Genomic DNA, 26,131 nt, shown 5'->3' with positions numbered 1-26,131 from the left:
CGGAGATCGCGCCAAAACCGGCCATTGGGATACTTTCCGCCATGAAAGATCTCCTGGAATGGGAGCTGCGGACCGCCGGACCGGACGACGTGGAGGCCATCGCGGAGCTGCGGGCCACGGTGATGCGCCCCGACCTGGAACGGCTGGGCCGCTTCGACGAGCACCGGGTACGGCAGCGCTTCCGCGACTCCTTCGCCCCCGGGCACACCTCCGTCATCCTGGCCGACGGCGCCTTCACCGGCTGCGTCACCCTGCGCCCCGCCGAGGACGGGCGCCGGCTGGAGCACTTCTACCTCGCCCCCGCCGTCCAGGGACGCGGGCTCGGCACGGCCGTCCTGCGCGCGCTGCTGGACCGCGCCGACGCCGAGCGCGCGACCGTGCGCCTGGTCGTCCTGCGGGGCAGCGCCGCCCAGCGGCTCTACGAGCGGCACGGCTTCACCGTCGAGGGCGAGGACCAGGTCGACGTCCTCATGATCCGCCGGCCGGCCGCCGGGCCGCCCGCGGCGGGCTAGCGGGGCAGGGCCTCCTCGGCCGGTACGTAGTCGTGCCGCATCCCGTGGTCGCCCAGCCACTGCCGCAGCCCGGCCACGGCCTCCGGATCGCCGGCGACCCGGGCCGCGTACTCGGCCAGGGCCACCTCCTCGCCGTCCTCGAACAGCAGCCGGGCGGGGCCCGACCAGGACAGCGTCCACCTGGCCTCGCCGAGCTGGATCAGCACCGCCTCCAGGGCCTGCCCCAGCACCCCGGCGAGCAGCGTCTCCGAGGGTTTCCAGCCCAGCTCGCGCAGCTGTTCGGCCAGCTCGGCCTGCCGGCCCCTGGCGATCGACTCGAAGGCCGCGTCGAGGTAGGGCCGCGTGGCCCCCATCACCCGCTGGCCCGCCACCGCGAGGTCGTGCAGGGCCTCGGCGTTGCGCCCGGCGTACATGCCCTGGGCCACCAGCTCGTCCCACGGCACCGGGCGCAGCCCGGCCAGCGCCTCCGGCGTCCACATCGACCGCTCCACCGCCTCGGCCGCGACGTCGGGGTCGCGCAGCAGCGTCAGCGCCGGACGCGGGTCGGGGACGTGCTCGGGCTCCGGCAGCACCGCGATGGCCGCCAGCCGGTCGGCCAGGCTGGGATGGGAGTCGTACGGCGAGACCTCCTCGGGCCGCTCGCCCAGCCTGGCGATCTCGGCCTGCCGGCCGGGGTCGTTCATCAGGGCGTGGAAACCGCCGAACACCGAGGCGGGCCGGGTGCCGCCCACGCCGGTCAGCGACAGGTAGTCGCCGGCGTACAGCTCCCAGCCCAGGGAGGTGTCGTGGATCTTGCGGAGCGCGCCCGACATGGCCTGGCGCCCGCCGATCGCCACCGCGAACGTGTCGGCCTCCAGCTCCTGACGGCGCGACACGGCCTGCGAAACCCGCAGGTAGAGCTTGGCGTACCAGGCGAAGAGCCGTTGAATGATCGGATGGTTGCCCAACCCCTGCACGGTCGCGATCAGCGAGACCCGCCCCCGGTAGACGGGCGCGCCGAGCCGCGTGTGGGCCCCGCTGTAGTGGCCCAGCTCGTGCCCGAGCACGGCGCGCATCTCGTCGACGGTGAGCGTCTGGAGCAGCGGCAGCCCGATGAACATCCGCCGCCGCGTCGCGCGCAGCCCCAGGAACCGGGTGTCCTCCGAGACCGCCGCGTTCACCTCGGGGACGAGCCGGATCTCGTCGGGCGGCGCGGTGCGCACCCGCCGGGCCAGGTCCTCCACCGCCTGCCAGAGGGCGGGCTCGTGCTCGCGCCCCACCGGCACGCCCGGCAGCTCGCCCCCTGCCTCCTGCCGACCATGAACAGCGCCCGCACCAGCGCGCCCGCCGCCAGCGTGAGCACGATCGCGACCTTCAGCGCCGCGGTGTGGAAGTCCACCAGCAGCAGGACGTCGAAGAACACGGCGGCCACCAGGATGACGCCGACCAGCACGTAGAAGCCGGCGAGCAGACTGAAGGCCAGCACCGCTCGGAACGCTGTCGTCATGGGGGAGGGCTCCCGGGGAAGGGGTTCTCGCGAGGCTCGACACTAGCGGAGACAGGAAACTGGATAAAATCACTGCACCAATGTCGTACTACGACGAGCACGACCAGGAACGATGGGTCCCGGAACCACCCGGCAACCCCGGCCGCGGTGCGTTCGAACGCGACCGCGCCCGCGTCCTGCACAGCGCCGCGCTGCGCAGGCTGGCGGCCAAGACCCAGGTCGTGGGCCCCGGCGAGACGCTCGGCGGCGGCCAGCACATCCCGCGCACCCGGCTGACCCACTCGCTCGAGTGCGCCCAGGTCGGCAGGGAGATGGGCGCCACGCTCGGCGTCGACCCCGACCTGGTCGAGACCGCCTGCCTGGCCCACGACCTCGGCCATCCGCCGTTCGGGCACAACGGCGAGGTGGCGCTCAACGCGCTGGCCACCTCGTGCGGCGGCTTCGAGGGCAACGCCCAGAGCCTGCGCCTGCTCACCAGGCTGGAGGCCAAGGTCCTGACCGACGACGGCCGCAGCGCCGGACTCAACCTCACCAGGGCCGCCCTCGACGCCTCCGTCAAATACCCCTGGACGTGCGAGAAGTCCCCGAAGTTCGGCGTCTACCACGACGACCTGCCGGTCTTCGAGTGGATCAGGGACGGCGCCCCGGAGGGCCGCGTGAGCTTCGAGGCCCAGATCATGGACTGGGCCGACGACGTCGCCTACTCCGTCCACGACCTGGAGGACGCCCTCCACTCCGGCCACGTCACCCCCGAGGCGCTCCAGTCGCCCGTGGAGCGCGGCGCGGTGGCCCGCATCACCCGCACCTGGTACGCGCCCGGCGCCGACCTCAACGAGCTGGAGGAGGTCTTCGCCAAGCTGATCGCCGACCCGCTGTGGCCGCGCCGGTTCGAGGCCACGCTCGCCGACCTGGCCGGCCTCAAGGCGCTCACCAGCGGCCTGATCGGCCGGTTCTGCCGCTCGGCCCAGACCGCCACCAAGGAGGTCCACGGCGCCCGCCACCGCGCCGACCTCGTCGTGCCGCGCGCCACGCTGCTGGAGTGCGCCCTGCTCAAGGGCGTCACCGCCCACTACGTGATGACCACCGAGGGCCACCACGCCAACCAGGCCAGGCAGCGCGAGCTGATCACCGAGCTGGCCTCGCTGATCACGCTCGGCGCTCCCGGCACCCTCGAACCCGCCTTCCGTCCCGCCTTCGTCGACGCCCCCGACGACGCCGCGCGGGTGCGCGTCGTGATCGACCAGATCGCCTCGCTCACCGACACCTCGGCCGTGGCCTGGCACCGGCGCCTGTCGACGTGACGCCATGCCGCCGGGGCCGGTGAAACCGCCCCCACGAGCGGCTTTGCGGACCTGCCTCGTCGGCGGATACTGCGCGCATGGCTACATATGTCATCGTCGGCGCGGGCCTTGCGGGAGCCAAGGCCGCGCAGACGTTGCGCGAGGAGGGCTTCGCCGGCGAGGTGGTGCTCGCCGGCGCGGAGAGCGAACGCCCGTACGAGCGGCCGCCCCTGTCCAAGGAGTACCTGCGGGGTGGCAGTGAGCGGGAGAGGATCTACGTCCACGCCCCCGGCTGGTACGCCGACAACGACGTTGAGCTGCGGCTCGGCCTGCCCGTCACCCGCATCGAGCCCCGCAACCACGTCGTCAGGTTCGCCAACGGGTCCCGGCGGGCCTACGACAAGCTGCTGATCGCGACCGGGGCGACGCCGAGGCGCCTGCCCGGCCCGGCCTACTACCTGCGTACCGTCGAGGACTGCGAGGCGCTCAGGCGGCGCTTCGCCGAGGGCGGCAGCGTCATCGTGGTCGGGGCGTCCTGGATCGGGCTGGAGAGCGCGGCGGCGGCCCGCGCGGCGGGCTGCCCGGTCACCGTCGTCGAGCCCGAGCCCACCGCGCTCCACCGGGCGCTCGGCCCCGAGCTGGGCGCGGTGTTCGCCCGCCTGCACGCCCGCAACGGGGTGGACCTGCGCTTCGGCACCGCCGTCGCCGAGGTCACCGGCACCGGCGTACGGCTCAGCACGGGGGAGCGGCTGACGGCCGACCTCGTGGTGGCCGGCATCGGCGTCGCGCCCGAGGTGGAGCTGGCCCGCGACGCGGGCCTGGAGGTCCGGCACGGCATCCGCACCGACGCCTCCCTGCGCACCTCGCACCCCGACGTGTACGCCGCCGGCGACGCCGCCGAGCCCTTCCACCCCCTGTACGGCAGGCACGTCCGCGTCGAGCACCGGTCGGGCGCGCTCAAGGGCGGTCCGGCCGCCGCCCGGGCCATGCTCGGCCAGGACGTCGTCCACGACGAGATCCCCTACCTCTTCACCGACCAGTACGACCTGAGCATGGAGTTCACCGGCGACACCGGCGGCCACGACGAGATCGTCTGCCGCGGGTCGGTGGAGGACCTGCGGTTCGTCGCCTTCTGGCTGCGCGAGAGCCGGGTGGTCGCCGGCATGAGCGTCAACACCAGGGACGCCGTGCCGGAGATCCAGGAGCTGATCAGGACGGGCGTCGTCATTGACCGAAAGGAGTTGACGACGGGTCCGCCGTGATCGGGTTGTCGTCCTTGGCGTCGGCGGTCCTGCGCGGCTTCCTGGGCTGCTTGGTGGCCTGCGGCACCTTCTTGGACGTGCACTGGACCGCGCAGCGCGGCGTCTCGCCGAGTTTGCCGCGCAGCGCCAGGGTCTCCTTGCGGGGGGAGAGCGTGCGGTTGCCGGAGCGCCAGGCGTCCAGGTAGTCCCACGGCTCGACCATGCCCCGGCGCACCCACCAGTAGGCCGGGCCGGTCTTCCAGGAGATCGCGAAGTAGAGGTTGGAGCCGGCGTCGCGGGCGTTGCCCGACCTGCCCACCCGGCCGAGCAGCTGCCCGGCCTTGACCCGCACGCCGGGCCGTACGCCGTCGGCGACGGAGTCGAGGTGGCCGCCGAGGTAGCGCACGCCGTCGTCGCCGACGATCGTGACGAACCTGCCCTCGCGGTCGGCGCCCTTGTCGGTGGAGGGCGCCCACCGGTTCTTGACGTTGACCTCGTCCACGACGCCGTCCACCGGCGCGACGAACGAGCAGCCCTGCGGGGCCCAGATCGTCGTCTTGGGCAGCACCAGCAGGCTGCGCTGGTAGGTCGTGCCGCAGCCCTTGACCGGGAACGTGTAGGTGAACTTCGACAGCTTGGGCGGCGGCACCTTGACCGGGTCGTCCCCCTTGGGCGGCCGCTCGGCCTGCTGCTCGCCCTCCTGGCCGGACGGGCCGGGCGAGGGGATGGTGGCGGTGACCGCCGGGGTGGCGGTGGGCGTGCCCGTGGCCGGGGCCGTGGAGGGTGACTGGGCGCTGACGCCCGCCACCCCGGTCGCCTGGGCGCAGGCGCCGGTGAGCAGCACGGCGCCGGCGACAATCGCCCACCGTACGATATGCCCGGAATGCATAGTCTTCCTCACCCGTGTCACCGTTTCCACCGACAACCCTCACCTTTGTAGCCGACCACGGGACTCCGCATCACCAGTTTCCCGCTTTAGCAACCCAGAGGTGACGCCCGTCTTCCCCGGCCGTCGACAGCCCGTGCCCCGCCGTTCACCGGCCGCGGCACACCCCGCGAGGGGCGGAACCGTCGGTCGGGCGGAATAGACTCACCGGCGTGGCTGGCCGGATCCGTGATGTCGACATCGCGCTCGTACGCGAGCGTTCCCCCATCGCCGACGTGATCGGCGAGCACATCCAGTTGCGCAACGCCGGAGGGGGCAACCTCAAGGGCCTGTGCCCCTTCCACGACGAGAAGAGCCCGTCGTTCAACGTCACCCCCGAGCGCGGCATGTACTTCTGCTTCGGTTGCGGGGAAGGCGGCGACGTGATCACGTTCGTCGAGAAGATCGAGCACCTGCCGTTCGGCGAGGCGGTCGAGCGGCTGGCCCAGCGGGCCGGCATCCAGCTCCAGTACGAGCAGGGCGGCTACGTCCCCAAGCGCGACCACGGTGAGCGGGCCCGGCTGATCGAGGCCCACCGGGTGGCCGCCGAGTTCTACGCCGAGAAGCTGTTCGGGCCCGACGCGGCCCCGGGGCGGCGGTTCCTGTCCGAGCGCGGGTTCGAGCGCGCCGACGCCGAGACGTTCGGCGTCGGCTACGCGCCGGCCGAATGGGAGGCGCTGGCGCGCCACCTGATGGGGCGCGGGTTCACCGCCGACGAGCTGGTCAAGGGCGGCCTGGCCAAGGAGGGCAGGCGGGGGCCGATCGACCGGTTCAGGGGGCGGCTGATCTGGCCGATCAGGGACGCCACGGGCGACGTGATCGGATTCGGCGCACGCAAGTTGCTCGATTCCGACGATGGTCCGAAATATCTGAATACGCCTGACTCGCCGCTTTACAAGAAGAGCCAGGTCCTTTATGGCATTGATCTCGCCAAACGAGAGATCAGCAAGCGTGCCCAGGCGGTGATCGTCGAGGGATACACCGACGTGATGGCCTGCCATCTGGCCGGAGTTCCGACCGCGGTGGCCACCTGCGGCACGTCGTTCGGCGAGGAGCACATCAAGATCCTGCGCCGGTTCCTGCTCGACCAGGCCGAGTTCCGCGGCGAGGTCATCTTCACCTTCGACGGCGACGCGGCCGGCCAGAAGGCGGCGCTGCGGGCCTTCGCCGACGAGCAGAAGTTCGTCACGCAGACCTACGTCGCGGTGCAGAGCGACGGCCTCGACCCGTGCGACCTGCGGATCAAGCAGGGCGACGCGGCGGTGCGCGACCTCATCGCGAGCCGCGAGCCGCTGTTCCAGTTCGCCATCAGGAGCACCATCTCCCGCTACGACCTGCGCAGCAACGAGGGCAAGATCGCCGCCCTCGACGCGGCGGCGCCCATCGTGGCCGGGATCAAGGACGTCGGCCTGCGCAAGCGTTACGCCATCGACCTCGACCGCTGGCTCGGGTTCATGGACGAGCGCTTCGTCATGCAGCGCATCGGCGAGGTCGCCAACACCCAGCAGGGCCGCCCCCAGCGCGCCCCCAAGGCGGCTCCCGTCGATCCGAGCGTGCGGGTGGAGGGCGAGCTGCTCAAGCTGGCCGTCCAGCGGCCCGCGCTGCTCGGGCCGCGCTTCGACGCCCTCGACCCGCAGGCCTTCACCGCGCCCGACCACGTCGCGCTGCACAAGGTCATCCAGGCCGCCGGAGGCGCCGGCGCGGCCGGTCACGGCGGCCGTGAGTGGGTCGACCGGCTGCTGGAGCACGCCCACGACGAGGGCGCCAGGGGGCTCGTGACGAGGTTCGCGGTGGAGCCGATCCAGGCCGACGCGCACGCCGAGGAGCGTTACGCGGGGGCGATGTTGGCGGCCATCGAGGCGATCGCGGTCGACCGGGCCATCGCCCAGGCCAAGTCCCGCATGCAGCGCCTCAACCCGGTGGAGGAGCAGCAGGAGTACAACAAGCTGTTCGGCGAGCTGGTGGCGCTGGAACAGCAGCGCCGGGTGCTGCGCGACCGCGCCGCGGGAAGCTGACCGCCGGGGGCTTTTGATAACAGTTCGGCAGCGGGGACGGCCGGTGAACCGGGGGTGTACGGGGAATCCCGGCCGGTCCGCGCTGCCGTTAAGCGGCATGTCGGACATCATCCGGGCAGCGAAAGAGATACGTCCGGCCGGCGGACGTCGCCGGACGTGGGATTCCAGACCGCGTAATTGACTTTTCTTTCCTGATCAAACTCGGGCCAAACCTTTACTCGATCTCAATTCGGTAATGCTGATCGTCTTACCTTCCGCAACAAAAATGGGTCTGCCATTTGATGGAACCAATACTGCAGACTGTCTCCCGTGGGTGCATCGGTGCTGCCAAGCGGGCCGCCATCGGTAGATCAGGTGGCGGACCTCGTCGCGAAGGGAAGGGAGCGCGGAAGCGTAACCGTCGATGACGTCGCCGCCGCGCTTGACCGATCCGAGCTGCCGTCCGACGCGCTGGAACGCGTCGTGCGGATGCTCGCAGAGAACGGCGTGGAGGTCCTCGAGCCCCAGGGCGACGAGGAGTCCACCCGCGCCGATGAGGAGGACGTAGGCAAGCGGGCGCCGACCAGCGATCTCGTCCGTATCTATCTGCGGGAGATCGGCCGCGTCCCCCTGCTGACCGCCGAGGAGGAGGTGGAGCTCGCCAAGTCGATCGAAGCCGGCCTGTTCGCCGAGGACAAGCTGGCCAACGGGGTCTCGCGTCTGGCCTTCCCGGAGTTCAGGGAGCTCGTCTGGCAGGGCACCAGGGCCAAGCAGCGGCTGATCGAGGCCAACCTCAGGCTCGTGGTGTCGATCGCCAAGCGGTACGTGGGCCGCGGCATGTTGTTCCTCGACCTGATCCAGGAAGGCAACCTCGGGCTCATCCGGGCGGTCGAGAAGTTCGACTACACGAAGGGTTACAAGTTCTCCACCTACGCCACCTGGTGGATCAGGCAGGCGATCACCCGGGCGATCGCCGACCAGGCGCGCACCATCCGCATTCCGGTGCACATGGTGGAGACCATCAACAAGCTCGTCAGAGTGCAGCGTCAGCTCCACCAGGACCTCGGCCGCGAGCCCATCCCCGAGGAGATCGCCAAGGAGATGGACCTCCCGGTCGACCGCGTGGTGGAGATCCAGCGCATCGCCCAGGAGCCGGTGTCCCTGCAGTCGCCGATCGGCGAGGAGGACTCCGACCTCGGTGACTTCATCGAGGACGCCGACGCCGTCGTGCCCATGGAGGCCGCCGCCTTCATCATGCTGCAGGACCAGCTCGACGACATCCTGGCCACGCTGTCCGACCGCGAGCAGCGCATCATCCAGCTCCGCTTCGGCCTGGCCGACGGGCATCCGCGCACGCTGGAGGAGGTGGGCAGGGAGTTCGGCGTGACGCGCGAGCGCATCCGGCAGATCGAGTCGAAGACCCTGGCCAAGCTCCGCCACCCGACGCGCGCGCAGATGCTCAGGGACTACCTGGACTGACCCTTCGACCCCGCGGCGGGCCCGGCGAGCGTGCCGGGCCCGTCCGCATGCCGGGCGGCGGGCTCAGGAGCAGCCCTCGAACTGCGGCACGGCGATGTTGTCCAGGTTCAGGCCCGCCTTGCCGAACCACTTGTGCAGCAGCCTGCCCGCGGTGCCGTCCTGGTACATGTCGGTGATCGCCCGGTTCACCGCCTCGCAGCCCGGCACGTCGTCCTTGTGCAGGCCCACCCCGCTTCGCTGCTCGTTGAACTGCGCGTTGGCCAGCCGCAGCCCCGAGCCGTCCTGATTGGCCAGGCCGGCCAGGATCACGTCGTTGGTGGTGACCGCGTCCACCTGCCGGTTCTTCAGCGCGCTCAGGCACGACGCGTAGTCCTTGAACGGCACCAGCTTGGCCGCCACGCTGCGTTCCTCCACGACCCGCTCGGCGGCGTTCGAGCCCTCCACCGCGCAGATCCGGCGGCCCTTCAGCTCCCGGACGTTGTTCACCTTGTCGTCCGGCCGCGTCAGGATGTCCTGGTAGGAGATGTGGTACGGCCCCGCGAACAGCACCTTCGCCTTACGGTCCATGCTGATCGTGTACGTCGCCACCACCATGTCGGCCCGCCCTTGGAGCAGCACCTTCTCCCGGTCGCCCGCCAGCACGGGGATCAGCTTGAAGTCCTTGCCCAGCCGCTTGGCCACGTAACGCGCGACGTCGACGTCGAAGCCCTCGAAGGTGCCGCCCGGCTTGCGGAAGCCCACCGACGGCAGGTCGGACCGGACGGCGATGACGATGGAGTCCTTGTCGAGGATCGACTCCCGGCCGCCGGTCCCGCAGCCCGCGGCGGCCACCGCGGTCAGGGCCAGGGCCGCTACCAGTGCCCGCTTCAACGGTACTCCTTGAGTCTCGGCCACACCCCGGCGATCATCAGCAGCCCGATCCCGGCGATCGCGAACGGCAGCAGCCGCCACAGGTTGTCCAGCGCGTTCTCGCCGGCGTCGATGGACCGGTCGAAGGTGCGCTCGTGCCGTTCGGCCAGGGCCACCAGGGCCTGGTCGTAGGCGTCGAACGCGGCGGTGACCGGCCCGAGCTTGGCGGTCACGGCCTCGGCGGTCCTGCCCTCCAGCGCCAGCGCCCGGAAGGAGGTGTCGGCCTGCTGGAAGGCCCGGTACGCGTCCAGCACGCGGGTGCCCTCCGGGCCGGTCAGCTCGGGCCCCAGCATGCCCCGGGCCGCCCCGGCGTCGGCGGCCACCTTCGCGTGGTACTGGGTGAGGTTGCCCGACTCGAAGTAGACGACCGACTGCGACTTGTCCAGGAACGTGTGCTCGTAGGTGTCGGCGCGGTCCTTGTCCAGCAGGTAGCGGCTCTGGTCGCCCTGCATGCTGTTGCTGATCGCGCGGGCCTTGGCCAGCGTCAGGACCGAGTCGAAGCCCTGTGTCTTGGCCGTGCGCAGGTCCGTCTGGTCCTGGCCGAGCACGTTCACGCCGAGGATCAGCGAGATCACGGTGGCCAGCGTGGCGACCAGCAGCGCCGGGCCGAACACCCGGCGGAAACGCCGGGCCAGGAAGACCTGGAGCCAGATCAGGCAGCCCAGCGCGAGCAGCCCGGCCAGCAGCACCGCCGAGCGCAGCAGCGGGACCATGGCGTTCTTGTCGTCGTAGGTGCGGCGGACGATCGTGCCGCTCTCCAGGGTCAGGTTGTAGGCCTGCGGCAGCAGCACCAGCCGCATCAGGTCGGTGGCCTGCCGGTAGGTGCCCACGACACCGTCCGGCGGCGCGCCGGGCGCGTGCCGGGCCTGCTCGTTCAGCAGGAGCGCCTGCCCGGCGAGCCGTTCGTAGCGGCCGAGCCCGTCCAGCACCGACTGCACGGTCCGCCGCTCGGCCGCGTTGTCGCCGGCCAGCTCGAACGCCTTCAGCAGCGCCTGGTTGGCCTCCGTGCGCCGCCGCTCGTACCGGTCGACGGCCTCGCGGCGCTGCTGGCCGTACTGGTCGCCCATGACCAGCGCGTTGGCGACCTGGGCGTCCATGTCGCTGAGCGCCAGGTAGAGCCCGGCGGTGGCGACGACCTGCGGCCCGGCGTCGCGGCCGATGACCTGCAGCCCGTCGCCGGCGGTCAGGCTGCCCACCCCGAGCGCCGCGAACAGCAGCGCGAGCGCCGCCACGGTGACGCCGGAGATGACGCGGATGCGGCCGGGCACGCTGTGGCGCGGCAGGGGGCGGCGCCCGCCGGGACGAGGGCGCCCGGGTTCTGCACCAGGGTCACGGCGTCCCCTCCCTGATGGTGATGACGGTCCAGGCGCCCAGGTGGATCCGGTCGCCCGGACCGACCCGGACGGGCGTGTTGATCTCCACGGTCCTGCCGTTGACCTGGGTGCCGTTGGCCGAGCCCGGGTCCACCAGCGTCCAGGTGCCGTCGGGCTGGGCCAGCAGCACGGCGTGCAGGTGCGACACGCCCGGGTCCTCGGGCGGGCCGGTCAGGTCGATCTCCGGCGCCAGGTTCCTGGCCCTGCTGCGCCGCCCGATGCGCACCTGCTCGCCGACCAGCCCGAACGAGCGCTCGGGGCAGTACGGCGGGAAGGCCATGCGCGCCGCGTCGGGACCGCCCTCGGCGACCACCTTCTCGTAGTAGGTGCGGTCGGCGGCGGCGACGGCCTCCCACCGCGCCCCCCGCACCGGGAGCGGGACGCCGCCCCCGCCGCCGGTGAAGTCGTGCCCGCACACCTCGCAGAACTGCCCGGCGCGCGGTGTCTGGCAGACCGGGCAGGCGTCGTCACCCCCGCCGGCGCCCGCCGCCACCGGCTGGGGCTGGGACGCGGCGGGCGTCCCGCCCATCTGCGCGCCGCAGACGTCGCAGTAGTCGTCGGAGCCGGAGGCGTGCCCCTGGGGACAGGTCGCCATCAGCCCTCGCCCTTACGCAGCCGGCTGGTGCGGACGGAACCGGTGTCCAGCTCGATCTCGTCGGCCTTGTCCACGTTCCTGCGCAACCGGGCCGTGCCGGTCGCTGGATCGACCTCCACGACCTTCTCCAGCAGCCGGGCGGTGTCCTCGCGGCCCGACTCCGCGGCCAGCTCCCTGGCCTTGGCCAGGCGCGCGGTCGCGGCCTCCACGTCCCCGGCGGCGCGGGCGCTGAGGCCGTCCTGGATGAGCTCGTGCAGCTCGGCCTGGCCGGTGTAGTGGGCGACCTTCCGGTTGATCTGCGTGGACTGCGCCAGGTCGTCGGTCCACTGGGCCAGCACGTTGCCGCTGGCCACGACGTCCTGGGTGTCGGGGCGCACCAGCTTCACCCAGCCCGCCCTGATCTCCTGGCCGATCTGGCCCGGCGGCACCTCGACGCACAGGTGGTACTCGCGTTCCTCCCGGCCCCACGAGCCGGTCGGGTAGTCGCCGGTCAGCGGGTTGACGTCGGTGCGCTTGCCGGTCAGGTCGAGCAGCGTGGGGGAGACCTGCTTGACGAACTTCAGCTTGGCGGTCTGCGGCACCCACACCCGCAGCGACAGGTCCGCCACGGTCTTGCTCATCGACGTCTGCGTCACCCGGCGGAAGAACTCGGCCAGATCGCTCTGGTTCCGTACGAACTCGAACGAACCGAGCATCGCCTCGGCGACCTTCCGCAGCTCGGCGGGCACCCAGTCGTCGCCCACGCCCAGGCTGTCGCAGACGAACTTGCCGCTCCACCCCTGCAGCACGGCCCCGAACACCTCGGGACGCTCGTTGTTCTGCCCGTCGGTCATCAGCAGCGCGTGCCTGATCGCGTTCGGGTACCCGCTCAGCAGATGCCCGGCCAGCTTCAGCCACTCGCCGATGGCCGTGCCGCCGTGCGCGAGCAGCCTGCTGATGGCCCGCTCGGCCTCGGCGCGGGTGGCGGGCGTGGCCCTGACCAGGTTGGCGTTGCCGCCGGGGTAGACGACCCTGGCCTTCTCGGTCCCGGCGATCACCGCGAAGTGCACGCCGTCGCGCAGCGCGTGCACGGCCGCCGCCGCGGCCTGCCGGGCCTCGCGGATCTTGCCGCCGCTCATCGAGCCGGAGGTGTCGACGATGATGACCTCGGCCGCCTCGGTGGGCGCGGCCTGGGCGAAGCCGCCGCCGGAGGAGGCCACGGTGAGGATCGCGTGCACCTCGCGGGCGTCGGTGGACAGGTACTTGTTCTGGTCGATGTTCAGCGTGAACGTGGGCTGGTCACCCATGCGTTTCTCCTAGGGGGATGAGAACGATCGTCACGTTGTCCTGGCCGCCGGAGGCCAGTGCGTGGCGCAGCATCTCGCGGGCCATGTCGAGGGGGGTTCCCGTCTGCGGGAACCGGTAGCCGTCCAGGTAGCGCCACAGCCCGTCGCTGCACACCAGCAGCAGGCCGGGCGCCCCCGGGGCGAGCGTGCGCACGTGCAGCGACACCTCGCCGGAATCCGCGCCGAGCCACGCGGTGATCTCGCCGGTCGGGACCACGTCGTCCTCGGTCAGCAGCACGCCCTGCCCGGGGGCCTCGCCGGGCAGCCAGTACGCCCGCGTGTCGCCCGCCCAGCTCAGCGTGATCCCGCCGGGGCCGGCGACCGCGGCGACGTAGGTGCAGGCGGGGGCGTCGTCCACGGAGGTCGCCAGCGCGGTCACCGCCTTCCCGGCCAGCTCGAACGCCTCCTGCGCGGACGCCCCTCTGGCCAGGGCGGCCCCCGCGGTCTGCACCGCCGCGGCCGAGGCCTCGTCGGCCCGCGGCGAGCTGCCCACGCCGTCGCACACCACCGTGACCACGGCGTCGCCGGTGGTCAGCAGCGCCATGGCGTCCTCGTTGCGGGCGCGCCGCAGCCCCCTGTCGGTCACGGCGGCGGCCCCGCCGTCGAGCACGGTCTCGGCGTGGTCGCGGCCGGTGGGCTGGCGGGCGCCGCAACGTTCGCAGTAGCCCTCCGCGTCCACCGCGGCCGCGCCGCAGGAGGTGCAGACCGGCGCGCCGAGCGCGTGCCCGCACCGCTCGCAGTAGACGTCCCCCTGGACGACAGGGGACGCGCACATCGGGCAGTTCTGGAGGGTCGGTACGGGTTCCGTCACAGCCACGTCCTCGGTCGTACGGCGTTCGCCTCGTCGATGAGCGCGTGGCGTTCATGGCGGGAGCCGGCCGCCACCGCGAGCTTCCGGTAGATCGACTCCAGCCGCCTGCGCAGCCCCGGTTCGGTGAAGTCGGCCTCGGCCAGCTTCGTCCCGGGCGGCGCGGGGTTGTTCGCCAGCCAGGCCAGCGCGCAGCGCAGCAGCTCGGCGGTGAGCAGGTCGCGGCGGCGCGGGTCGAGGTCGGCCAGGTTGGCCAGCCGCCCGGCCGCGCCGACCAGGTCGGCGGCGGACACCGTGCTCAGGTCGGTCCGGCGGAACACCGAGGCGGCCAGCGCCACCTGCGCCGCAACCCGGTAGCTGGAGGTGGGCGGCACCTCGTCCAGCACGTTGACGCGGCCCGTCCTGGCCAGCCCGAACGCGGCGCTGACGTAGGAGTGGTCGGTCCGCCAGACGGCGTTGTACCAGTGGGCCGCCTGCCTGCCGGCGCACTCCAGCGCGAACGCCAGCGCCAGCTTGGGCGCGAGCTCGCCGGGCAGCGCCGACACGCACGCGTCGAACATCGTCACCGCGGTGTCCGTCTGGCGCGTGGCCAGCGCGAGCACCCCGCGGTACCAGGTCGTCCGCCAGTCGCCGGGGAACTGCTGTGCCAGCTCCGACAGCGCCGACGAGGTCTCGGCGGCGCCCGCCTCGGCCAGCAGCCTGGCGCGCATGAGCCGGGTCTCGGGCGTCGGCGGCATCGCCGAGAGCTGGTCGAACAGCTCCTTGCCGTCGAACCCGAGCAGGCCCGCCAGCGCGCCCGCCGCCGGGTCGAGCGGATCGACGTGCGGCACCGGCAGCTCGACCGCGACCACGGCCGGGTCGAGCGGCCCGAACACCTCCTGGCGCGAGTCCGACAGCGCCGTCCACACGGCCGAGCGCTCGGGCCCGAACAGGGTCGAGGGCGCCGGGAACGGCACGCCATCCTCGGCCGCGCTGATCTCCCGCAGCACCCCGACGAGCTGCTCCTCCATCTCCCAGGCGCTCTGGAACCGGTCGGCGGGGTTGGGCGCGGTGGCCTTGCGCAGCAGCCGCGCGAACGACTCGTGCCCGCAGTCCTGCGGCAGCGCGCTGGCCACGCCGCCCTTGGCCGGGCTCCAGGACGGGATCGTCAGCACCGCCAGGGTCCTGGCCACGGTGTAGAGGTCGGAGGTCACGGACGAGGGATGGGTGTCCAGCTCGGGCGCGTGGTAGCCGACCGTCGCCCAGGACGTGCCGGGCGGCGAGCCGACCGGCTGGACGGCGCCCAGGTCGATCAGCTTGAGCCGCCGGCCGACCCGGATCACGTTGGCCGGCTTGAGGTCGCAGTAGACCAGGCCGTTCTCGTGCAGGTAGCCGAACGCGTGCAGGATCTCGCGGCCGTAGATCAGCGCCTCGCGCAGCGGCAGCGGGCCCTGGCGGCGCAGCTCGTGCAGGGACTGGCCGCCGACGTACTCCATGACGATGTAGCCGAGGCCGCCGGAGAGCTGGAAGTTGAGGATCTTGACGATGTTCGGGTGGTCGACCGTGGTGAGGAACTTGCGTTCGGCCTCGGCCGCCGCCAGCGCCTCGGCGTCGTTGGTGTTGAGCAGGCCCTTGAGCACGACCCAGCGGCCGTCCAGGGCCTCGTCGGCGGCCAGGTAGATCCAGCCGAGACCGCCGTGCGCCAGGCAGCCGAGCACCCGGTACTGCCCGGCCACCATGTCGTCCTTGGCCAGCTTCGGGGTGAAGGAGTACGGCGTGCGGCAGTGCGGGCAGAACCCCTCCGTCAGCCCGGGACGGCCCTGCCGGGACCGGCCCACCGGCTCCCCGCAGGCCGGGTTGGCGCAGAACCGCTTCTCCTCCGGCACCTGCGGATCGGCCATCACGGCCGTCGCCGGATCCCGGTACGGCACGGACGGCAGGTCGGCGATGCCGCCCAGCACCCCGGCCCGCGACCTGCCGCTGCTGCTCACCGGCGAGGTCAGCGACCGGCTCACCGGCTGGGTGTTCACCGGCCCGGAGAGCGGGCCCGAGAGCGGACCCGAGAGCGGCCCCGACGCCGGGGCCGACGCCTGCTGGGGGACGGACACCGCCGGGGGCGGCGCGCCCGCCGCGTTGCCGCACAGGTCGCAGTAGCCGTCCTCGATGGTGCCGGTGCAGCCCGGCTGCGCGCAGCGGGTCATGGCTTACCTCCGTGTATCGCGCGCTGGTAGGTCTCGACCGCGGCGGCCGCCTCGGTCAGGTCGCAGGGAGCGCTCCACAGCAGGGATCGTGCCCGCTCGAAGCACGCGGTGACGCCGGGGTCCTCGGCCATGCCCTTGCGCACCGCCATGGCCTGGCAGGCGCCGAGCCGGCCGCGTAACTCGTCGCGCCTGCCGACCAGGCCGTACAGGGCCTTGGCGGTGGCCCGCGCCCGGTCGGCGGCCTTCTCCGCCTCGCTCTCCACGCTCGCCAGCCGCCTGGCCCGTAGCACCCAGGTGTCGGCCGAGGCGTCGAGCGCGGCCAGCTCGCCGGTCAGCTCCTCGACCCGGCTGCGCGGGCGGGCCTGCGGCGGCAGGGCGATCTTGACCACCACCGCGCCGTGGGCCAGCCTGGCCTCGCTCTCGGCCGCGCGTACCCGGTCGAGGGCGGCCACCAGGTCCTCGCGGCGCCTGGCGTACTCGCGCTTGACCACGATCGCCTGGTCGACCTCCGCGCGGGCCTCGGCCAGCACGCGGGCGACCCCGCCGAGGTCGGGGCCGACGCCCGCGCCGAGCGGGTCGGCGAGCAGGGCCGCGCGCATCCGCCGCAGCTCCGACTCCTGCGCCTCCAGGCCGACGCTCTCGCCCAGCTCGCGCTCCAGGTCGTGGATCTCGCGCAGGGCACGGTCGGCGTCGTCGAGCCGGGGCAGGACGGCGTTCCACACGGCGTCGATGTCGTTGAGCGCCGAGGTGACCTCGCGGAAGGCGCCGTCCATGCGGGCGACGGTCTCGTCCAGGGTCAGCCGCTCGTCGGCCTCGGGCAGCAACGAGCGCTGCTCGACGGGCTTGGCCGCGGCCCGCAGCACGACGGACGTGCCCGACAGCAGCCGGGTCAGCTCGTCGAGCTGCTCGGCGCCGAGCTTCGCGCGCGCCGCCCTGACCTGCTCGGCGTTGCGCAGCACGGCCCGGTAGGCGTCGTTCAGCAGCCACAGCCGGGTCAGCGCGCCCTGGACGGCGGCCCAGCGCTGCCGCGTCACCCCGTCCAGCGTCGCGCCCTTGAGCAGTTGGTACGTGGTGTGGGATTCGAGATCGAGCAGGTCGCCGGAGATCCGGTCACGTTCGTCGGCCCGAGCGCGCAGCGCGTACTCGGCGCCTTCCCTGCTCATGGGTGGTCCCAGACTCATCACGCTCCCCGTGAAGAGGGCCCCCGACGCCCCGTGTCCTACCGGCTCAACGGGAGTCTTGACCGGTTGGTTCCAAAGGGTAGGGGTGACCCTGACTTGTCCCTGATTCAACCCTCGGTCACCTGCAAACGGCTTAAAGGATCTCCTACGGTGGAGACATGGCACGCATCCTTCTGATCATCGCCGCGATCATCGTCGCACTGCTTCTCGTCGGCCCGCTCGTGGGTTTCGTCTTCACGCTTCTCAAGTGGGCTCTCATCATCGGCGCCGTCGTCCTCGGTGTCACGTTCGTCGCGAAGTGGGCCAAGAGGCCGTAGCTTCCGCCCGCTTCCCAAGGCATAGTGAGTGAATGGAGGCGCGGCCGGCGGTTGACGATGCCGCGCTCGGGCGCGAGGCGCTGGCCGTGCTCGAGGCGAACTGGACGGGCAGCGGCACCGTGCCCGCGCCGGGTCTCTACCCGCACCAGTGGAGCTGGGACTCCGCGTTCGTCGTCATCGGCCTGGCCAGGCACCGCCCGGAGCGCGCCCGGGAGGAGCTGCTCAGCCTGCTGAGCGGCCAGTGGGCGACCGGCATGGTGCCCCACATCGTCTTCCACACCCGCGAGGCGTACTTCCCCGGGCCGTCGGTCTGGCGCTCGCAGGAGCACGCGTCGGCGCCCAGGGTCTGCACCTCCGGGCTCACCTCACCGCCGCTGCAGGCGCTGGCGCTGCGGTGGCTCTACCGGCACACCGGCGACGTGGCGTTCGTCCGGCGGACGTTCCCGCTGCTCGTCGCCCAGCACCACTACCTCGCCTCGGCCCGCGACCTCGGCGGCGCCGGGCTGGCGGCGATCGTCCACCCCTGGGAGTCGGGCATGGACGACAGCCCGGCCTGGGACCAGCCGCTCGCCGCGCTGCCCGCCATCGGGTACGGCTACCGCAGCGTGGAGCTGGCCGACCGCCACCCCGACAGCGACCATGACCGTTACGTCTGGCTGGCCATGCGGTACCGCGACGCCGGCTACCGCGCCGAGTACCTGCGCGACGAGCACCCGTTCGCGGTCGAGGACCCGATGTTCAACGGCATCTGGCTCGCCTCCTGCCAGGCGCTGGCCGAGCTCGCGCCGGTGGCCGGGGCCGACCCCGCGCCACACGCCGAACAGGCCGGACGCATCAGGCAGGCCATGCTCGACCGGCTCTGGGACGGCTGCTTCTACCCCCGCGACCTGCGCTCCGGCCGACTGATCAAGGTCTGCACGGTGGGCGCGTTCGGGCCGCTGCTCGATCCCGGGCTGCCCAGCGACCAGCTGCACGCCTGCGTCGAGGTGCTGGAGTCGGCCCGGTTCATGGGCGCGACCGGCTACCCGGTGCCGAGCTGCGAGATCCGCGCCGCCCAGTTCGACCGCACGCGCTACTGGCGCGGGCCGTCCTGGGTGAACACCAACTGGCTGTTACGCCGGGCCGCCGCCGTCCACTCGCTCGACCAGCTCGGCCGGCAGCTCGCCAACGGCACCCTGCGGCTCGTCCGGCAGGCCGGGTTCCGCGAGTGCTTCGACCCGTTCGACGGCAGCGGGCGCGGGTGCCGGGACTTCTCCTGGAGCGCGGCGCTCACCCTCGACCTGCTCGCCGATACCGTGGAGATATGAGCATTCTTCGCCGCCTGCCCGCCGACGTGCGCCGATCGCTGGACACCCGGCCGGGGGAGCGGGTGCTGACGTTCACCGAGACCGGCGACGGTCACCTGGTGGCCACCAATCTGGCCCTGTTCCTGTCCGACGGGACGCGGGTGCCGTACGAGGAGATCGACAAGGCGTCCTGGGACGACGAGGGGCTGCGGGTCGTCACCACCGCCGGTGCCCGCCACTTCGAGCGCGTCGCCGAACCGCGGATGGTGCCCGAGACCGTGCGCGAGCGGGTGAACTCCACCATCGTGGTCAACAAGCACGTCAGCCTGCCGGGGCGCGGCGGCGTACGGCTGGTGGCCAGGCGCCCGCCGGGCGGCGAGGTGCTGGGCTGGACGCTCGTCTTCGACGAGGGGCTCGATCCGGCGGACCCGGGCCTGCGCGCGCAGGCCGAACAGGCCCTGGAAGGCGTCCGGCGCAGCATGGGCGTGTGAGGGATCACACGTCCGTGCCGCGCCGGATCTCGGGGCCGGATCTCGGGGGAGACCCCCTCAGTAGGGGATGCCGGTCTCGCGGGACTTCCGTTCCGCGAGATCCTCCTCCTCGGGCCAGCCGCTGCCGGACCTGTGGTGGCCGTCGGAGCCGAGGAACGGGATCTTCTCCTGAAGCGTCCCGCCCACCTTCTCCCTGGCCGCCCCGGCCAGCCTCGACGCCTGCGCGCCGACCACCCCCGCGGCCTCCTGGACCCTCGGGCTGTCGGCCACACGCTGGGCCGCCCGCTTGATCTGTTCGTACCGCTCGCGGCCCGCCCGGCTGCCGAGCACGTAACCGACAGCCAGACCGACCGCAAATGTCATCCGATAACGCATCTTGCACCTCCGCTGTCTCCCGGCCTACCCCAGTTGCGATGCGACACGCACTCCAGGAGTGCGCTAATCTATTCCTGCGCACGAAGGAAGGGCCCAACAGGCCCGACCAGCAGGGCGAACGTACGATCCCGCGTAGCTCAACGGCAGAGCAGCCGGCTGTTAACCGGCAGGTTATAGGTTCGAGTCCTATCGCGGGAGCTGCAGTCAACCAAGAGGTTGGCAGTTCAGGCCCTCTCACCGACAGGTGAGAGGGCCTGATGCGTTCCACGGAGAGGTCCCCCGTCGCGTACGGATGGGACGGCAGGGTGGGCTCCAGAAAGCCATCTCGCTGACGCCCTCGTCGAGAAGTTGTACATTCACAACGGGTCCAGTGAACGTCCTCCTCACTCCGCGAGAAGCCGTTGACCACGTCTGAAGCACCGCTCAGCCCGGAGCAGGGCCGCACTCCGCCGGCGGGCCTGACGCGTGCCAGGGCGCGTCAGATCGTCGGGCGTCTCACGCTCTGGGTGGTGTTCGGGGTGATTTTCGGCCTGCTGCCCATCTGGATCGATGCCTTGCGTGGCGTCATGTCGCCTCAGCGGTTCAGCTGGATGTCCATCCTGGCCAAGGGGGAGCTTTTCATCGCGTCCTCCGCGCTGGCCGCCGCGGCGGTGGGTGAACTGGTCTTCGCGCCCTTCGGTCATGAATGGCAGATCATGAGAGCCATGATGGTGGGATCGTCGCTCCTGTGCTGCATAGGGAACGCGGTCGCGTACACCCAGGTGGCCATGGCGGGGCCGGGCACCGTCGCCGACGTCTCGCTGACGCTGTTCGTTCTCACCCTGGCCGCCAGCGCCGCCTGCGTCGGATTGGCGGCCGGCCGATGACCGATGTTCTCGGCCTCGCGGTCGTCCTGGCCGGATCGGGCGCCCTGGGCGCGTTCGCCTCCGCGCTGCTGGCCTGGTTCAGGCTGCGGCGACACGGTGCCGAGGTCCGCATCCGGGTACGGAACGAGGGCGGAACCACGATCGAGCTGGCGGCGACGAATCTGCGCGGCCTCTCGGGCGAGGAAGTGCGGGAACTGACGCAGCGGATTTCCGACGCGCTCGAGGAATCACGTATCGCTGACGATCCGAAACCCTGAACGATCAGGACATCGGCATGTCCTGAAAGAAGGGGATTCACGCGTTGTAGTGGGTGGGTTACCGATTTTTGGCGTTACGGGGACAACGGGGGTTCGGGGCGGGAAGATGGCGGAGTCGGCCGGGTGCGGCCGGCAGCCGCGGGAAGTCGTGACGGAGGCGTGGAGAGGGGCGCCGCCGGCAGGACGTGCCGCCGACCCGGAATCGGCGGGGCGCTCCGCTGAGCGAAATGTTGGTTGCCGCGTGCGTACCTGGATCAGGTCACTGCGTCCCTTCGATGTGCATGCCGTGCACGCGCTGTTCGAGCGCACCACGGACCTCCGCGAGGCGGAGCGCTTCGTCAGGCTCTTCCACGCCGAGCACCCCTCCGCCGGCGGCCTGGCCGCCCGGCTGCGCGACGTCGCCAGAGACGTCGCCCGCCACGGCACCTACGTCCACACCTTCGAGGAGCTGGAGTTCGGCGCCCGGGTCGCCTGGCGCAACAGCGGCCGGTGCATCGGACGCCTGTACTGGCGTTCGCTGAAGGTCCGCGACCGGCGGGAGGTGACGACGGCCGAGGGAGTGGCGGTGGAGTGCGTGGCGCACCTGCGCGAGGCGACGGGGGAGGGACGCATCAGGCCCACCGTCACCGTCTTCGCCCCGGACACCCCGGCCATGCCGGGGCCGCGGGTGCTCAACGACCAGCTCGTCCGCTACGCGGGCCACCGGCTGAACGGCGGCGGCGTCCTCGGCGACCCGCGCAACGCCGAGCTCACCGACCTGGCCAAGAAGCTGGGCTGGCGCGGCGGGCCGGGCCGGTTCGACGTGTTGCCGCTGGTCGTGCGGGCCGGGCTCGGCGACCCGCTGTTGTGCAACCTGCCGGGCGACGCCGTGCTGGAGGTGCCGCTGCTGCATCCCGAGTACGCGTGGTTCGCCGAGCTGGAGCTGCGCTGGCACGCCGTGCCGGTCATCTCGGACATGTGCCTGGAGATCGGGGGCGTCTGCTACCCGTGCGCGCCGTTCAACGGCTGGTACATGGGCACCGAGATCGGGGCGCGCAACCTGGCCGACTCCGACCGGTACGACCTGCTCCCCGAGGTGGCCAAGCGCCTCGGGCTGGACACCTCCACCGAGCGCTCGCTCTGGCGCGACCACGCGCTGGTCGAGCTCAACGTGGCGGTGCTGCACTCGTTCGAACGCGCGGGGGTGACGATCACCGACCACCACACCGAGTCCCGGCGTTTCCTGACCCACCTGGAACGCGAGGAGCGCGCCGGACGGCGCTGCCCGGCCGACTGGTCGTGGATCGTGCCGCCGCTGTCGGGCGGCGCGACCCCGGTCTTCCACCGGTACTACGACACCTGCGAGCTGACCCCCGCGTACGTGCACCGCCACCCCACCCGCTGAGCCGCTTGCCAGCCCCGCCCAGAACATGATTCGGTTAGCGCATGGCGGAACTCGTGCTCTCATCGTCGGACCGGGGCGTGCTCACGCTGACCTTCAACCGTCCCGACACGCTCAACGCCTGGACGGACGCCATGGGCCGGCGCTACTTCGACCTGCTGGCCGAGGCCGAGAAGGACCCCGACGTCCGGGCGATCGTGGTGACCGGCGCGGGCAAGGGCTTCTGCGCCGGGGCCGACTTCAGGACGCTCGCCGCCATCCAGACCGGCTCCTACGACGAGACCCCCGACCCCCGCCCCAACACCTTCCCCACCACCATCGGCAAGCCGATCATCGCCGCGGTCAACGGCGCCTGCGCCGGGCTCGGCATGGTGCACGCGCTCGTCTGCGACCTGGTCTTCACGGCCGAGGAGGCCAAGTGGACGACGGCGTTCCCGCGCCGTGGCCTGGTCGCCGAGTACGGCCTGTCCTGGGTGCTGCCGCGGGTCATGGGCCAGCAGCGGGCCATGGACGTCCTGCTGTCGGGCCGGGTGTTCAGCGGGCGGGAGGCGTACGAGCTGGGGCTGGCCAACCGCGCGGTGCCGGGGGAGTCGCTGCTGGAGCAGGCCCAGGAGTACGCCAGGGAGCTGGCCGTGCACAGCTCGCCGGCGTCCATGGCGGTGATCAAGCGGCAGGTGTGGCAGGACTGGGACGTCACCCTGGAGGAGTCGGCCAGGAAGGCCGTCCACGAGATGCTGGCCTCCTTCGGGCGGCCCGACTTCGCCGAGGGCGTCGCCAGCTTCCTGGAGCGCCGCCCGCCGGACTTCCCGGCGCTGTGAAACCGCAGGCCGGAGGGGTTACGGGCAGAGCGCGCCGAGGTTAGACGGCGATCCCGGCAGGGTAGGGCTGGGCGTGTCCGAAGGGTCCGCGGCCAGGCCGGGGCGTGGGGGGACGTCCAGCGGGGCACGTTCGGGGGCGCGGTGCAGGCTTTCGTCATGAAGGAGATCGGCCGGGTCGGCTTCATGGACAAACCGGTGCCGCGGCCGGGTCCACGCGACGCCGTCGTCCGCACCACCACCGCCCTCATCTGCACCTCCGACTCCCACACCGTCCAGGGCGGCATCGGGCCGCGCACCGATCTCACGCTCGGGCACGAGGGCGTCGGCGTGGTGCACGAGGTCGGCGAGGAGGTACGGGACTTCCGGCCGGGCGACCGCGTCCTGGTGGGGGCCATCACCCCCGACTGGGGCGATCTCGCCTGCCAGGACGGCCATCCGTCGCAGTCGGGCGGCCCGCTCGGCGGGTTCAAGTTCGCCAACTCCAAGGACGGCGTCTTCGCCGAGTTCTTCCACGTCAACGAGGCCGACGCCAACATGGCGAAGATCCCCGGCGGGGTGCCGGACGAGACGGCCGTCTACTGCTCGGACATGCTCTCGACCGGGTTCATGGGCGCCGAGAACGGTGACATCCCCATCGGCGGGGCGGTCGCCGTGCTGGCCCAGGGCCCGGTGGGCCTCATGGCCACCGCGGGCGCCCGGTTGCGCGGCGCCGGCCTGGTCATCGGGGTCGAGTCGGTGCCCCGCCGCAAGCAACTGGCCCGCGACTTCGGCGCCGACGAGATCGTCGACTTCAGCGCCGAGGACGTCGTCGAGGGCGTGCTCCGCCTGACCGGGGGACAGGGCGTGGACACCGCCATCGAGGCGCTCGGCGCGGACGCCACCTTCCAGACCGCGATCAAAATCATCAAGCCGGGCGGGACGGTCTCCAACACCGGCTACTACGGCCAGGGCGAGTTCGTCCGCATCCCGCGCGTCGAGTGGGGCGTCGGCATGGCCGAGAAGAAGATCACTACCGGCCTGTGCCCGGGCGGGCGGCTGCGCATGGAGCGCCTGCTGCGCGTCCTGGAGGGCGGCCGGGTCGATCCCACGCCGCTGACCACCCACACGTTCCGCTTCGAGGAGATGGAACGCGCCTTCGAGGTCTCGGACAAGAAGCTCGACGACGTGGTGAAGGTGATGATCACCTTCCAGCGGTGATCGCAGAGGAGAACGCCGGCCATGCTCGATCTCGATCCACCCTTCCGCCCGGTGCGCCACCGGGAGGGCTACCCGGCGCTGGAGGACCTGGGGCTCATCGGCGACGGCACGACGGCGGCCCTGGTCGCCCTCGACGGTTCGATCCCGTGGTTGTGCCTGCCGCACTTCGACAGCGACCCGCTGCTGTGCGGCCTGCTCGACCGCGAACGCGGCGGCTGTTTCACGCTGACGACCGACGATCTGCGCGAGGCCAGGCAGTACTACGAGCCGGACACCGCCGTGCTGGTCACCGAGCTGCGCGGCCCGTCCGGCGTGGTCCGGATCACCGACGCGCTGGTCCTGCGCGCCGGCGCCGACCTCAGCGACGACGCGGGCGGCGGACGGGGCGAGCTGGTCAGGTCCGCGGTCGTCCTGGCGGGGGACGTGCGCCTGCGGGCGGAGCTGGCGCCGCGCGGCGGCGGGCAGGCCCGGGTGCTTGGCAGCGGCCTGGAGGTGCGCGCGTCCCGCCGTCCCGACCTGCGGCTGCACCTGCGGTCCGACCGGCCGCTGACCGGGCTGCGCACCGTGCACGACCTCCACGAGGGCGAGCGCCTCGACCTGGTGTTGTCGTGGGGGCGCATCCACCGTCACCACCGGTTCGACCCCGAGGCGATGGTGCGGCAGACCGCGGACGCCTGGCGGCGCTGGATGAGCGCGTGCACCTACCGGGGCCCGCAGGAGGCGCTGGTCCGGCGCTCGGTGATCACGCTGAAGCTGTGCGACGACTGGATGAACGGCTCGCTGGTCGCGGCGCCGACGTCCTCGTTGCCCGCGCCCGTCGGCGGGGTGCGCAACTGGGACTACCGCTACACCTGGATCCGCGACGCCGCCTACGCCGTCTTCGCGCTGCGCCGCGTCGGCTTCGCGGAGGAGGCCGACGGCTTCCTCGGCTGGGTCCTCGACGCCTTCGAGCAGAGCGGCCAGCCGCGGATCATGTACACGCTGCGCGGCGACCCCGTACCCGAGGAGGTCGTCGACGCCGACCTGGAGGGCTACCGGCGCTCTGCGCCGGTGCGGTGGGGCAACGGCGCGGCCGACCAGCGCCAGCACGACGTCTACGGCGAGGTGCTGGACTGCGCCGACCAGTGGCTGCTGCCCGGCCGCGACCTCCAGCCCGCGCTGTGGTCGGGGCTGTCGGCGCTGGCCGAGGCGGCCGCGCACACCTGGCGGCAGCCCGACCAGGGCATCTGGGAGGTACGCAGCCAGGGCCGGGTCTTCACCTACTCGGCGGGCATGTGCCAGGTGGCGCTCGACCGGGCCGCGGCCATCGGCGAACGGCTGGGCCTGGCCGGTCCGATCGCCAGGTGGCGCTCCACCGCCGAGGAGCTGCGCCGGCTGATCCTGGAGCAGGCATGGGACGAGGAGGAGCAGTGCCTGAGCGAGCACCTCGACGGCGGCGGCGGCCTGGACGCCAGCCTGCTCGCGCTGCCGCTGCGCAAGGTCGTGCCGGCCGACGACCCGCGGATGGCGGCGACCACCGCCGCCGTCGCCGAACGCCTGTCCGCCGGTGACGGCCTGCTCTACCGCTACCTGCACCAGCAGTCGCCGGACGGCCTGCCCGGCGACGAGGGCGCCTTCCTGCTGTGCAGCTTCTGGCTGGTGGACAACCTCATCCTGCAAGGCCACCGGGCCCGCGCCGAGGAGCTGTACGCCTCCCTGTGCGCCCGCGCCAGCCCGCTCGGCCTGCTCCCGGAGCAGATCGACCCGGCCACTGGCGCGTTCGCGGGCAACTTCCCGCAGGCGTTCAGCCACATCGGGGTGATCGCCAGCGGGGTCAACCTGGCACGGGCGGGAGCGGCCCGGACGCCCTGACCGG

General features: G+C 72.2%; 25 protein-coding genes and 1 tRNA gene. 15 read left to right on the top strand and 11 right to left on the bottom strand.

Annotated features, from left to right (window positions below):
• Positions 1-41 precede the first annotated feature (41 nt).
• Entirely contained in the window at positions 42-512 is a 471-nt protein-coding gene (locus ACNF49_RS46155) for a GNAT family N-acetyltransferase (protein WP_482941691.1), read from the top strand.
• Here the strand turns inward: ACNF49_RS46155 and ACNF49_RS46150 are convergent.
• Complete coding sequence (locus ACNF49_RS46150; protein WP_482941690.1) at positions 509-1,777, bottom strand: M48 family metallopeptidase; 1,269 nt, start codon at positions 1,775-1,777, stop codon at positions 509-511. The genes ACNF49_RS46155 and ACNF49_RS46150 overlap by 4 nt on opposite strands.
• A complete protein-coding gene (locus ACNF49_RS46145) occupies positions 1,669-1,998 on the bottom strand; it encodes a hypothetical protein (protein WP_482941689.1) in 330 nt (109 codons plus the stop codon). Before ACNF49_RS46145 ends, ACNF49_RS46150 begins: the two co-directional genes overlap by 109 nt.
• A gap of 80 nt (positions 1,999-2,078) precedes the next feature.
• On the opposite strand from ACNF49_RS46145, the gene ACNF49_RS46140 reads away from it, so the two are divergent.
• Positions 2,079-3,299: a deoxyguanosinetriphosphate triphosphohydrolase gene (locus ACNF49_RS46140; RefSeq protein WP_357979409.1), complete on the top strand. Its 1,221-nt coding sequence runs from the start codon at positions 2,079-2,081 to the stop codon at positions 3,297-3,299.
• A gap of 77 nt (positions 3,300-3,376) precedes the next feature.
• On the top strand, positions 3,377-4,540 hold the full coding sequence (locus tag ACNF49_RS46135; RefSeq protein ID WP_357979411.1) for an NAD(P)/FAD-dependent oxidoreductase: 1,164 nt from the start codon (positions 3,377-3,379) through the stop codon (positions 4,538-4,540).
• Here ACNF49_RS46135 and ACNF49_RS46130 read toward each other — a convergent pair.
• Entirely contained in the window at positions 4,503-5,408 is a 906-nt protein-coding gene (locus ACNF49_RS46130) for a M23 family metallopeptidase (protein ID WP_357979413.1), read from the bottom strand. The genes ACNF49_RS46135 and ACNF49_RS46130 overlap by 38 nt on opposite strands.
• Before the next feature lie 209 nt (positions 5,409-5,617).
• Between ACNF49_RS46130 and dnaG the strand changes: the two genes are divergently transcribed.
• Complete coding sequence (gene dnaG / locus ACNF49_RS46125; protein ID WP_482941688.1) at positions 5,618-7,459, top strand: DNA primase; 1,842 nt, start codon at positions 5,618-5,620, stop codon at positions 7,457-7,459.
• Positions 7,460-7,813: 354 nt separating this feature from the next.
• Positions 7,814-8,917, top strand: coding sequence for an RNA polymerase sigma factor RpoD (rpoD, locus tag ACNF49_RS46120; RefSeq protein WP_241563834.1), 1,104 nt, complete (start codon positions 7,814-7,816; stop codon positions 8,915-8,917).
• Positions 8,918-8,980: 63 nt separating this feature from the next.
• Here rpoD and ACNF49_RS46115 read toward each other — a convergent pair whose 3' ends face one another.
• From ACNF49_RS46115 to ACNF49_RS46085, 7 genes are all read right to left on the bottom strand, one after another.
• Positions 8,981-9,787: a transporter substrate-binding domain-containing protein gene (locus tag ACNF49_RS46115; RefSeq protein ID WP_357979417.1), complete on the bottom strand. Its 807-nt coding sequence runs from the start codon at positions 9,785-9,787 to the stop codon at positions 8,981-8,983.
• Positions 9,784-11,094, bottom strand: coding sequence for a GlnX family signal transduction membrane protein (locus ACNF49_RS46110; RefSeq protein ID WP_482941687.1), 1,311 nt, complete (start codon positions 11,092-11,094; stop codon positions 9,784-9,786). The genes ACNF49_RS46115 and ACNF49_RS46110 overlap by 4 nt, the downstream gene beginning before the upstream one ends.
• A gap of 61 nt (positions 11,095-11,155) precedes the next feature.
• The gene (locus tag ACNF49_RS46105) at positions 11,156-11,794 is read right to left on the bottom strand and encodes an FHA domain-containing protein (protein WP_482941686.1); all 639 of its coding nucleotides are present in this window, start codon (positions 11,792-11,794) and stop codon (positions 11,156-11,158) included.
• Positions 11,794-13,080 (bottom strand): vWA domain-containing protein, encoded by a 1,287-nt coding sequence (locus tag ACNF49_RS46100; RefSeq protein ID WP_482941685.1) that lies wholly within the window; start codon positions 13,078-13,080, stop codon positions 11,794-11,796. The genes ACNF49_RS46105 and ACNF49_RS46100 overlap by 1 nt, the downstream gene beginning before the upstream one ends.
• Positions 13,073-13,930: a PP2C family protein-serine/threonine phosphatase gene (locus ACNF49_RS46095; protein WP_482941684.1), complete on the bottom strand. Its 858-nt coding sequence runs from the start codon at positions 13,928-13,930 to the stop codon at positions 13,073-13,075. Before ACNF49_RS46095 ends, ACNF49_RS46100 begins: the two co-directional genes overlap by 8 nt.
• Positions 13,927-16,107, bottom strand: a complete 2,181-nt coding sequence (locus tag ACNF49_RS46090) for a serine/threonine-protein kinase (RefSeq protein ID WP_357979425.1) — start codon at positions 16,105-16,107, stop codon at positions 13,927-13,929. The genes ACNF49_RS46095 and ACNF49_RS46090 overlap by 4 nt, the downstream gene beginning before the upstream one ends.
• Positions 16,104-17,270, bottom strand: a complete 1,167-nt coding sequence (locus tag ACNF49_RS46085; RefSeq protein WP_482941683.1) for a hypothetical protein — start codon at positions 17,268-17,270, stop codon at positions 16,104-16,106. The genes ACNF49_RS46090 and ACNF49_RS46085 overlap by 4 nt, the downstream gene beginning before the upstream one ends.
• Before the next feature lie 176 nt (positions 17,271-17,446).
• Between ACNF49_RS46085 and ACNF49_RS46080 the strand changes: the two genes are divergently transcribed.
• Genes ACNF49_RS46080 through ACNF49_RS46070 form a run of 3 tightly spaced genes read left to right on the top strand, consistent with a single transcriptional unit; the run spans position 17,447 to position 19,382 of the window.
• Positions 17,447-17,605 (top strand): hypothetical protein, encoded by a 159-nt coding sequence (locus ACNF49_RS46080; RefSeq protein ID WP_352318900.1) that lies wholly within the window; start codon positions 17,447-17,449, stop codon positions 17,603-17,605.
• 32 nt (positions 17,606-17,637) lie between these two features.
• The gene (locus tag ACNF49_RS46075; RefSeq protein WP_357979429.1) at positions 17,638-18,912 is read left to right on the top strand and encodes an amylo-alpha-1,6-glucosidase; all 1,275 of its coding nucleotides are present in this window, start codon (positions 17,638-17,640) and stop codon (positions 18,910-18,912) included.
• Complete coding sequence (locus ACNF49_RS46070) at positions 18,909-19,382, top strand: hypothetical protein (protein ID WP_357979431.1); 474 nt, start codon at positions 18,909-18,911, stop codon at positions 19,380-19,382. The genes ACNF49_RS46075 and ACNF49_RS46070 overlap by 4 nt, the downstream gene beginning before the upstream one ends.
• Before the next feature lie 57 nt (positions 19,383-19,439).
• Here ACNF49_RS46070 and ACNF49_RS46065 read toward each other — a convergent pair whose 3' ends face one another.
• The gene (locus ACNF49_RS46065) at positions 19,440-19,757 is read right to left on the bottom strand and encodes a YtxH domain-containing protein (protein WP_352318894.1); all 318 of its coding nucleotides are present in this window, start codon (positions 19,755-19,757) and stop codon (positions 19,440-19,442) included.
• A gap of 126 nt (positions 19,758-19,883) precedes the next feature.
• Between ACNF49_RS46065 and ACNF49_RS46060 the strand changes: the two genes are divergently transcribed.
• The 7 genes from ACNF49_RS46060 (at position 19,884) to ACNF49_RS46030 (ending at position 26,127) form a co-directional block, all read left to right on the top strand.
• Positions 19,884-19,955, top strand: a tRNA-Asn gene (locus ACNF49_RS46060).
• A 203-nt stretch (positions 19,956-20,158) separates the two neighbouring features.
• The gene (locus tag ACNF49_RS46055; RefSeq protein ID WP_482945730.1) at positions 20,159-20,623 is read left to right on the top strand and encodes a hypothetical protein; all 465 of its coding nucleotides are present in this window, start codon (positions 20,159-20,161) and stop codon (positions 20,621-20,623) included.
• Positions 20,596-20,880, top strand: coding sequence for an effector-associated constant component EACC1 (locus tag ACNF49_RS46050; protein WP_482945674.1), 285 nt, complete (start codon positions 20,596-20,598; stop codon positions 20,878-20,880). Before ACNF49_RS46055 ends, ACNF49_RS46050 begins: the two co-directional genes overlap by 28 nt.
• Before the next feature lie 241 nt (positions 20,881-21,121).
• Entirely contained in the window at positions 21,122-22,264 is a 1,143-nt protein-coding gene (locus ACNF49_RS46045) for a nitric oxide synthase oxygenase (RefSeq protein WP_357979433.1), read from the top strand.
• Positions 22,265-22,305: 41 nt separating this feature from the next.
• Positions 22,306-23,079 (top strand): enoyl-CoA hydratase-related protein, encoded by a 774-nt coding sequence (locus ACNF49_RS46040; RefSeq protein ID WP_358002419.1) that lies wholly within the window; start codon positions 22,306-22,308, stop codon positions 23,077-23,079.
• Positions 23,080-23,235: 156 nt separating this feature from the next.
• Positions 23,236-24,276 (top strand): NAD(P)-dependent alcohol dehydrogenase, encoded by a 1,041-nt coding sequence (locus tag ACNF49_RS46035; protein WP_482941682.1) that lies wholly within the window; start codon positions 23,236-23,238, stop codon positions 24,274-24,276.
• Between the two features lie 21 nt (positions 24,277-24,297).
• Positions 24,298-26,127: a glycoside hydrolase family 15 protein gene (locus ACNF49_RS46030; RefSeq protein WP_482941681.1), complete on the top strand. Its 1,830-nt coding sequence runs from the start codon at positions 24,298-24,300 to the stop codon at positions 26,125-26,127.
• Positions 26,128-26,131: the final 4 nt, after the last annotated feature.

It is taken from the genome of Actinomadura sp. ATCC 39365 (assembly GCF_054392275.1).
Note: the sequence above shows the minus strand (reverse complement) of the source record. Positions and strands in the feature narration are given on the sequence as shown.

What these genes read in the sequence shown, in the direction of transcription:
- ACNF49_RS46155 (WP_482941691.1), top strand. Translation starts at nt 42, where the DNA reads ATGAAAGATCTCCTGGAATGGGAGCTGCGGACCGCCGGACCGGACGAC.
- ACNF49_RS46145 (WP_482941689.1), bottom strand. Translation starts at nt 1,998, where the DNA reads ATGACGACAGCGTTCCGAGCGGTGCTGGCCTTCAGTCTGCTCGCCGGC.
- ACNF49_RS46140 (WP_357979409.1), top strand. Translation starts at nt 2,079, where the DNA reads ATGTCGTACTACGACGAGCACGACCAGGAACGATGGGTCCCGGAACCA.
- ACNF49_RS46135 (WP_357979411.1), top strand. Translation starts at nt 3,377, where the DNA reads ATGGCTACATATGTCATCGTCGGCGCGGGCCTTGCGGGAGCCAAGGCC.
- ACNF49_RS46130 (WP_357979413.1), bottom strand. Translation starts at nt 5,408, where the DNA reads ATGCATTCCGGGCATATCGTACGGTGGGCGATTGTCGCCGGCGCCGTG.
- ACNF49_RS46105 (WP_482941686.1), bottom strand. Translation starts at nt 11,794, where the DNA reads ATGGCGACCTGTCCCCAGGGGCACGCCTCCGGCTCCGACGACTACTGC.
- ACNF49_RS46100 (WP_482941685.1), bottom strand. Translation starts at nt 13,080, where the DNA reads ATGGGTGACCAGCCCACGTTCACGCTGAACATCGACCAGAACAAGTAC.
- ACNF49_RS46090 (WP_357979425.1), bottom strand. Translation starts at nt 16,107, where the DNA reads ATGACCCGCTGCGCGCAGCCGGGCTGCACCGGCACCATCGAGGACGGC.
- ACNF49_RS46085 (WP_482941683.1), bottom strand. Translation starts at nt 17,270, where the DNA reads ATGAGCAGGGAAGGCGCCGAGTACGCGCTGCGCGCTCGGGCCGACGAA.
- ACNF49_RS46080 (WP_352318900.1), top strand. Translation starts at nt 17,447, where the DNA reads ATGGCACGCATCCTTCTGATCATCGCCGCGATCATCGTCGCACTGCTT.
- ACNF49_RS46075 (WP_357979429.1), top strand. Translation starts at nt 17,638, where the DNA reads ATGGAGGCGCGGCCGGCGGTTGACGATGCCGCGCTCGGGCGCGAGGCG.
- ACNF49_RS46070 (WP_357979431.1), top strand. Translation starts at nt 18,909, where the DNA reads ATGAGCATTCTTCGCCGCCTGCCCGCCGACGTGCGCCGATCGCTGGAC.
- ACNF49_RS46065 (WP_352318894.1), bottom strand. Translation starts at nt 19,757, where the DNA reads ATGCGTTATCGGATGACATTTGCGGTCGGTCTGGCTGTCGGTTACGTG.
- ACNF49_RS46040 (WP_358002419.1), top strand. Translation starts at nt 22,306, where the DNA reads ATGGCGGAACTCGTGCTCTCATCGTCGGACCGGGGCGTGCTCACGCTG.
- ACNF49_RS46035 (WP_482941682.1), top strand. Translation starts at nt 23,236, where the DNA reads ATGAAGGAGATCGGCCGGGTCGGCTTCATGGACAAACCGGTGCCGCGG.
- ACNF49_RS46030 (WP_482941681.1), top strand. Translation starts at nt 24,298, where the DNA reads ATGCTCGATCTCGATCCACCCTTCCGCCCGGTGCGCCACCGGGAGGGC.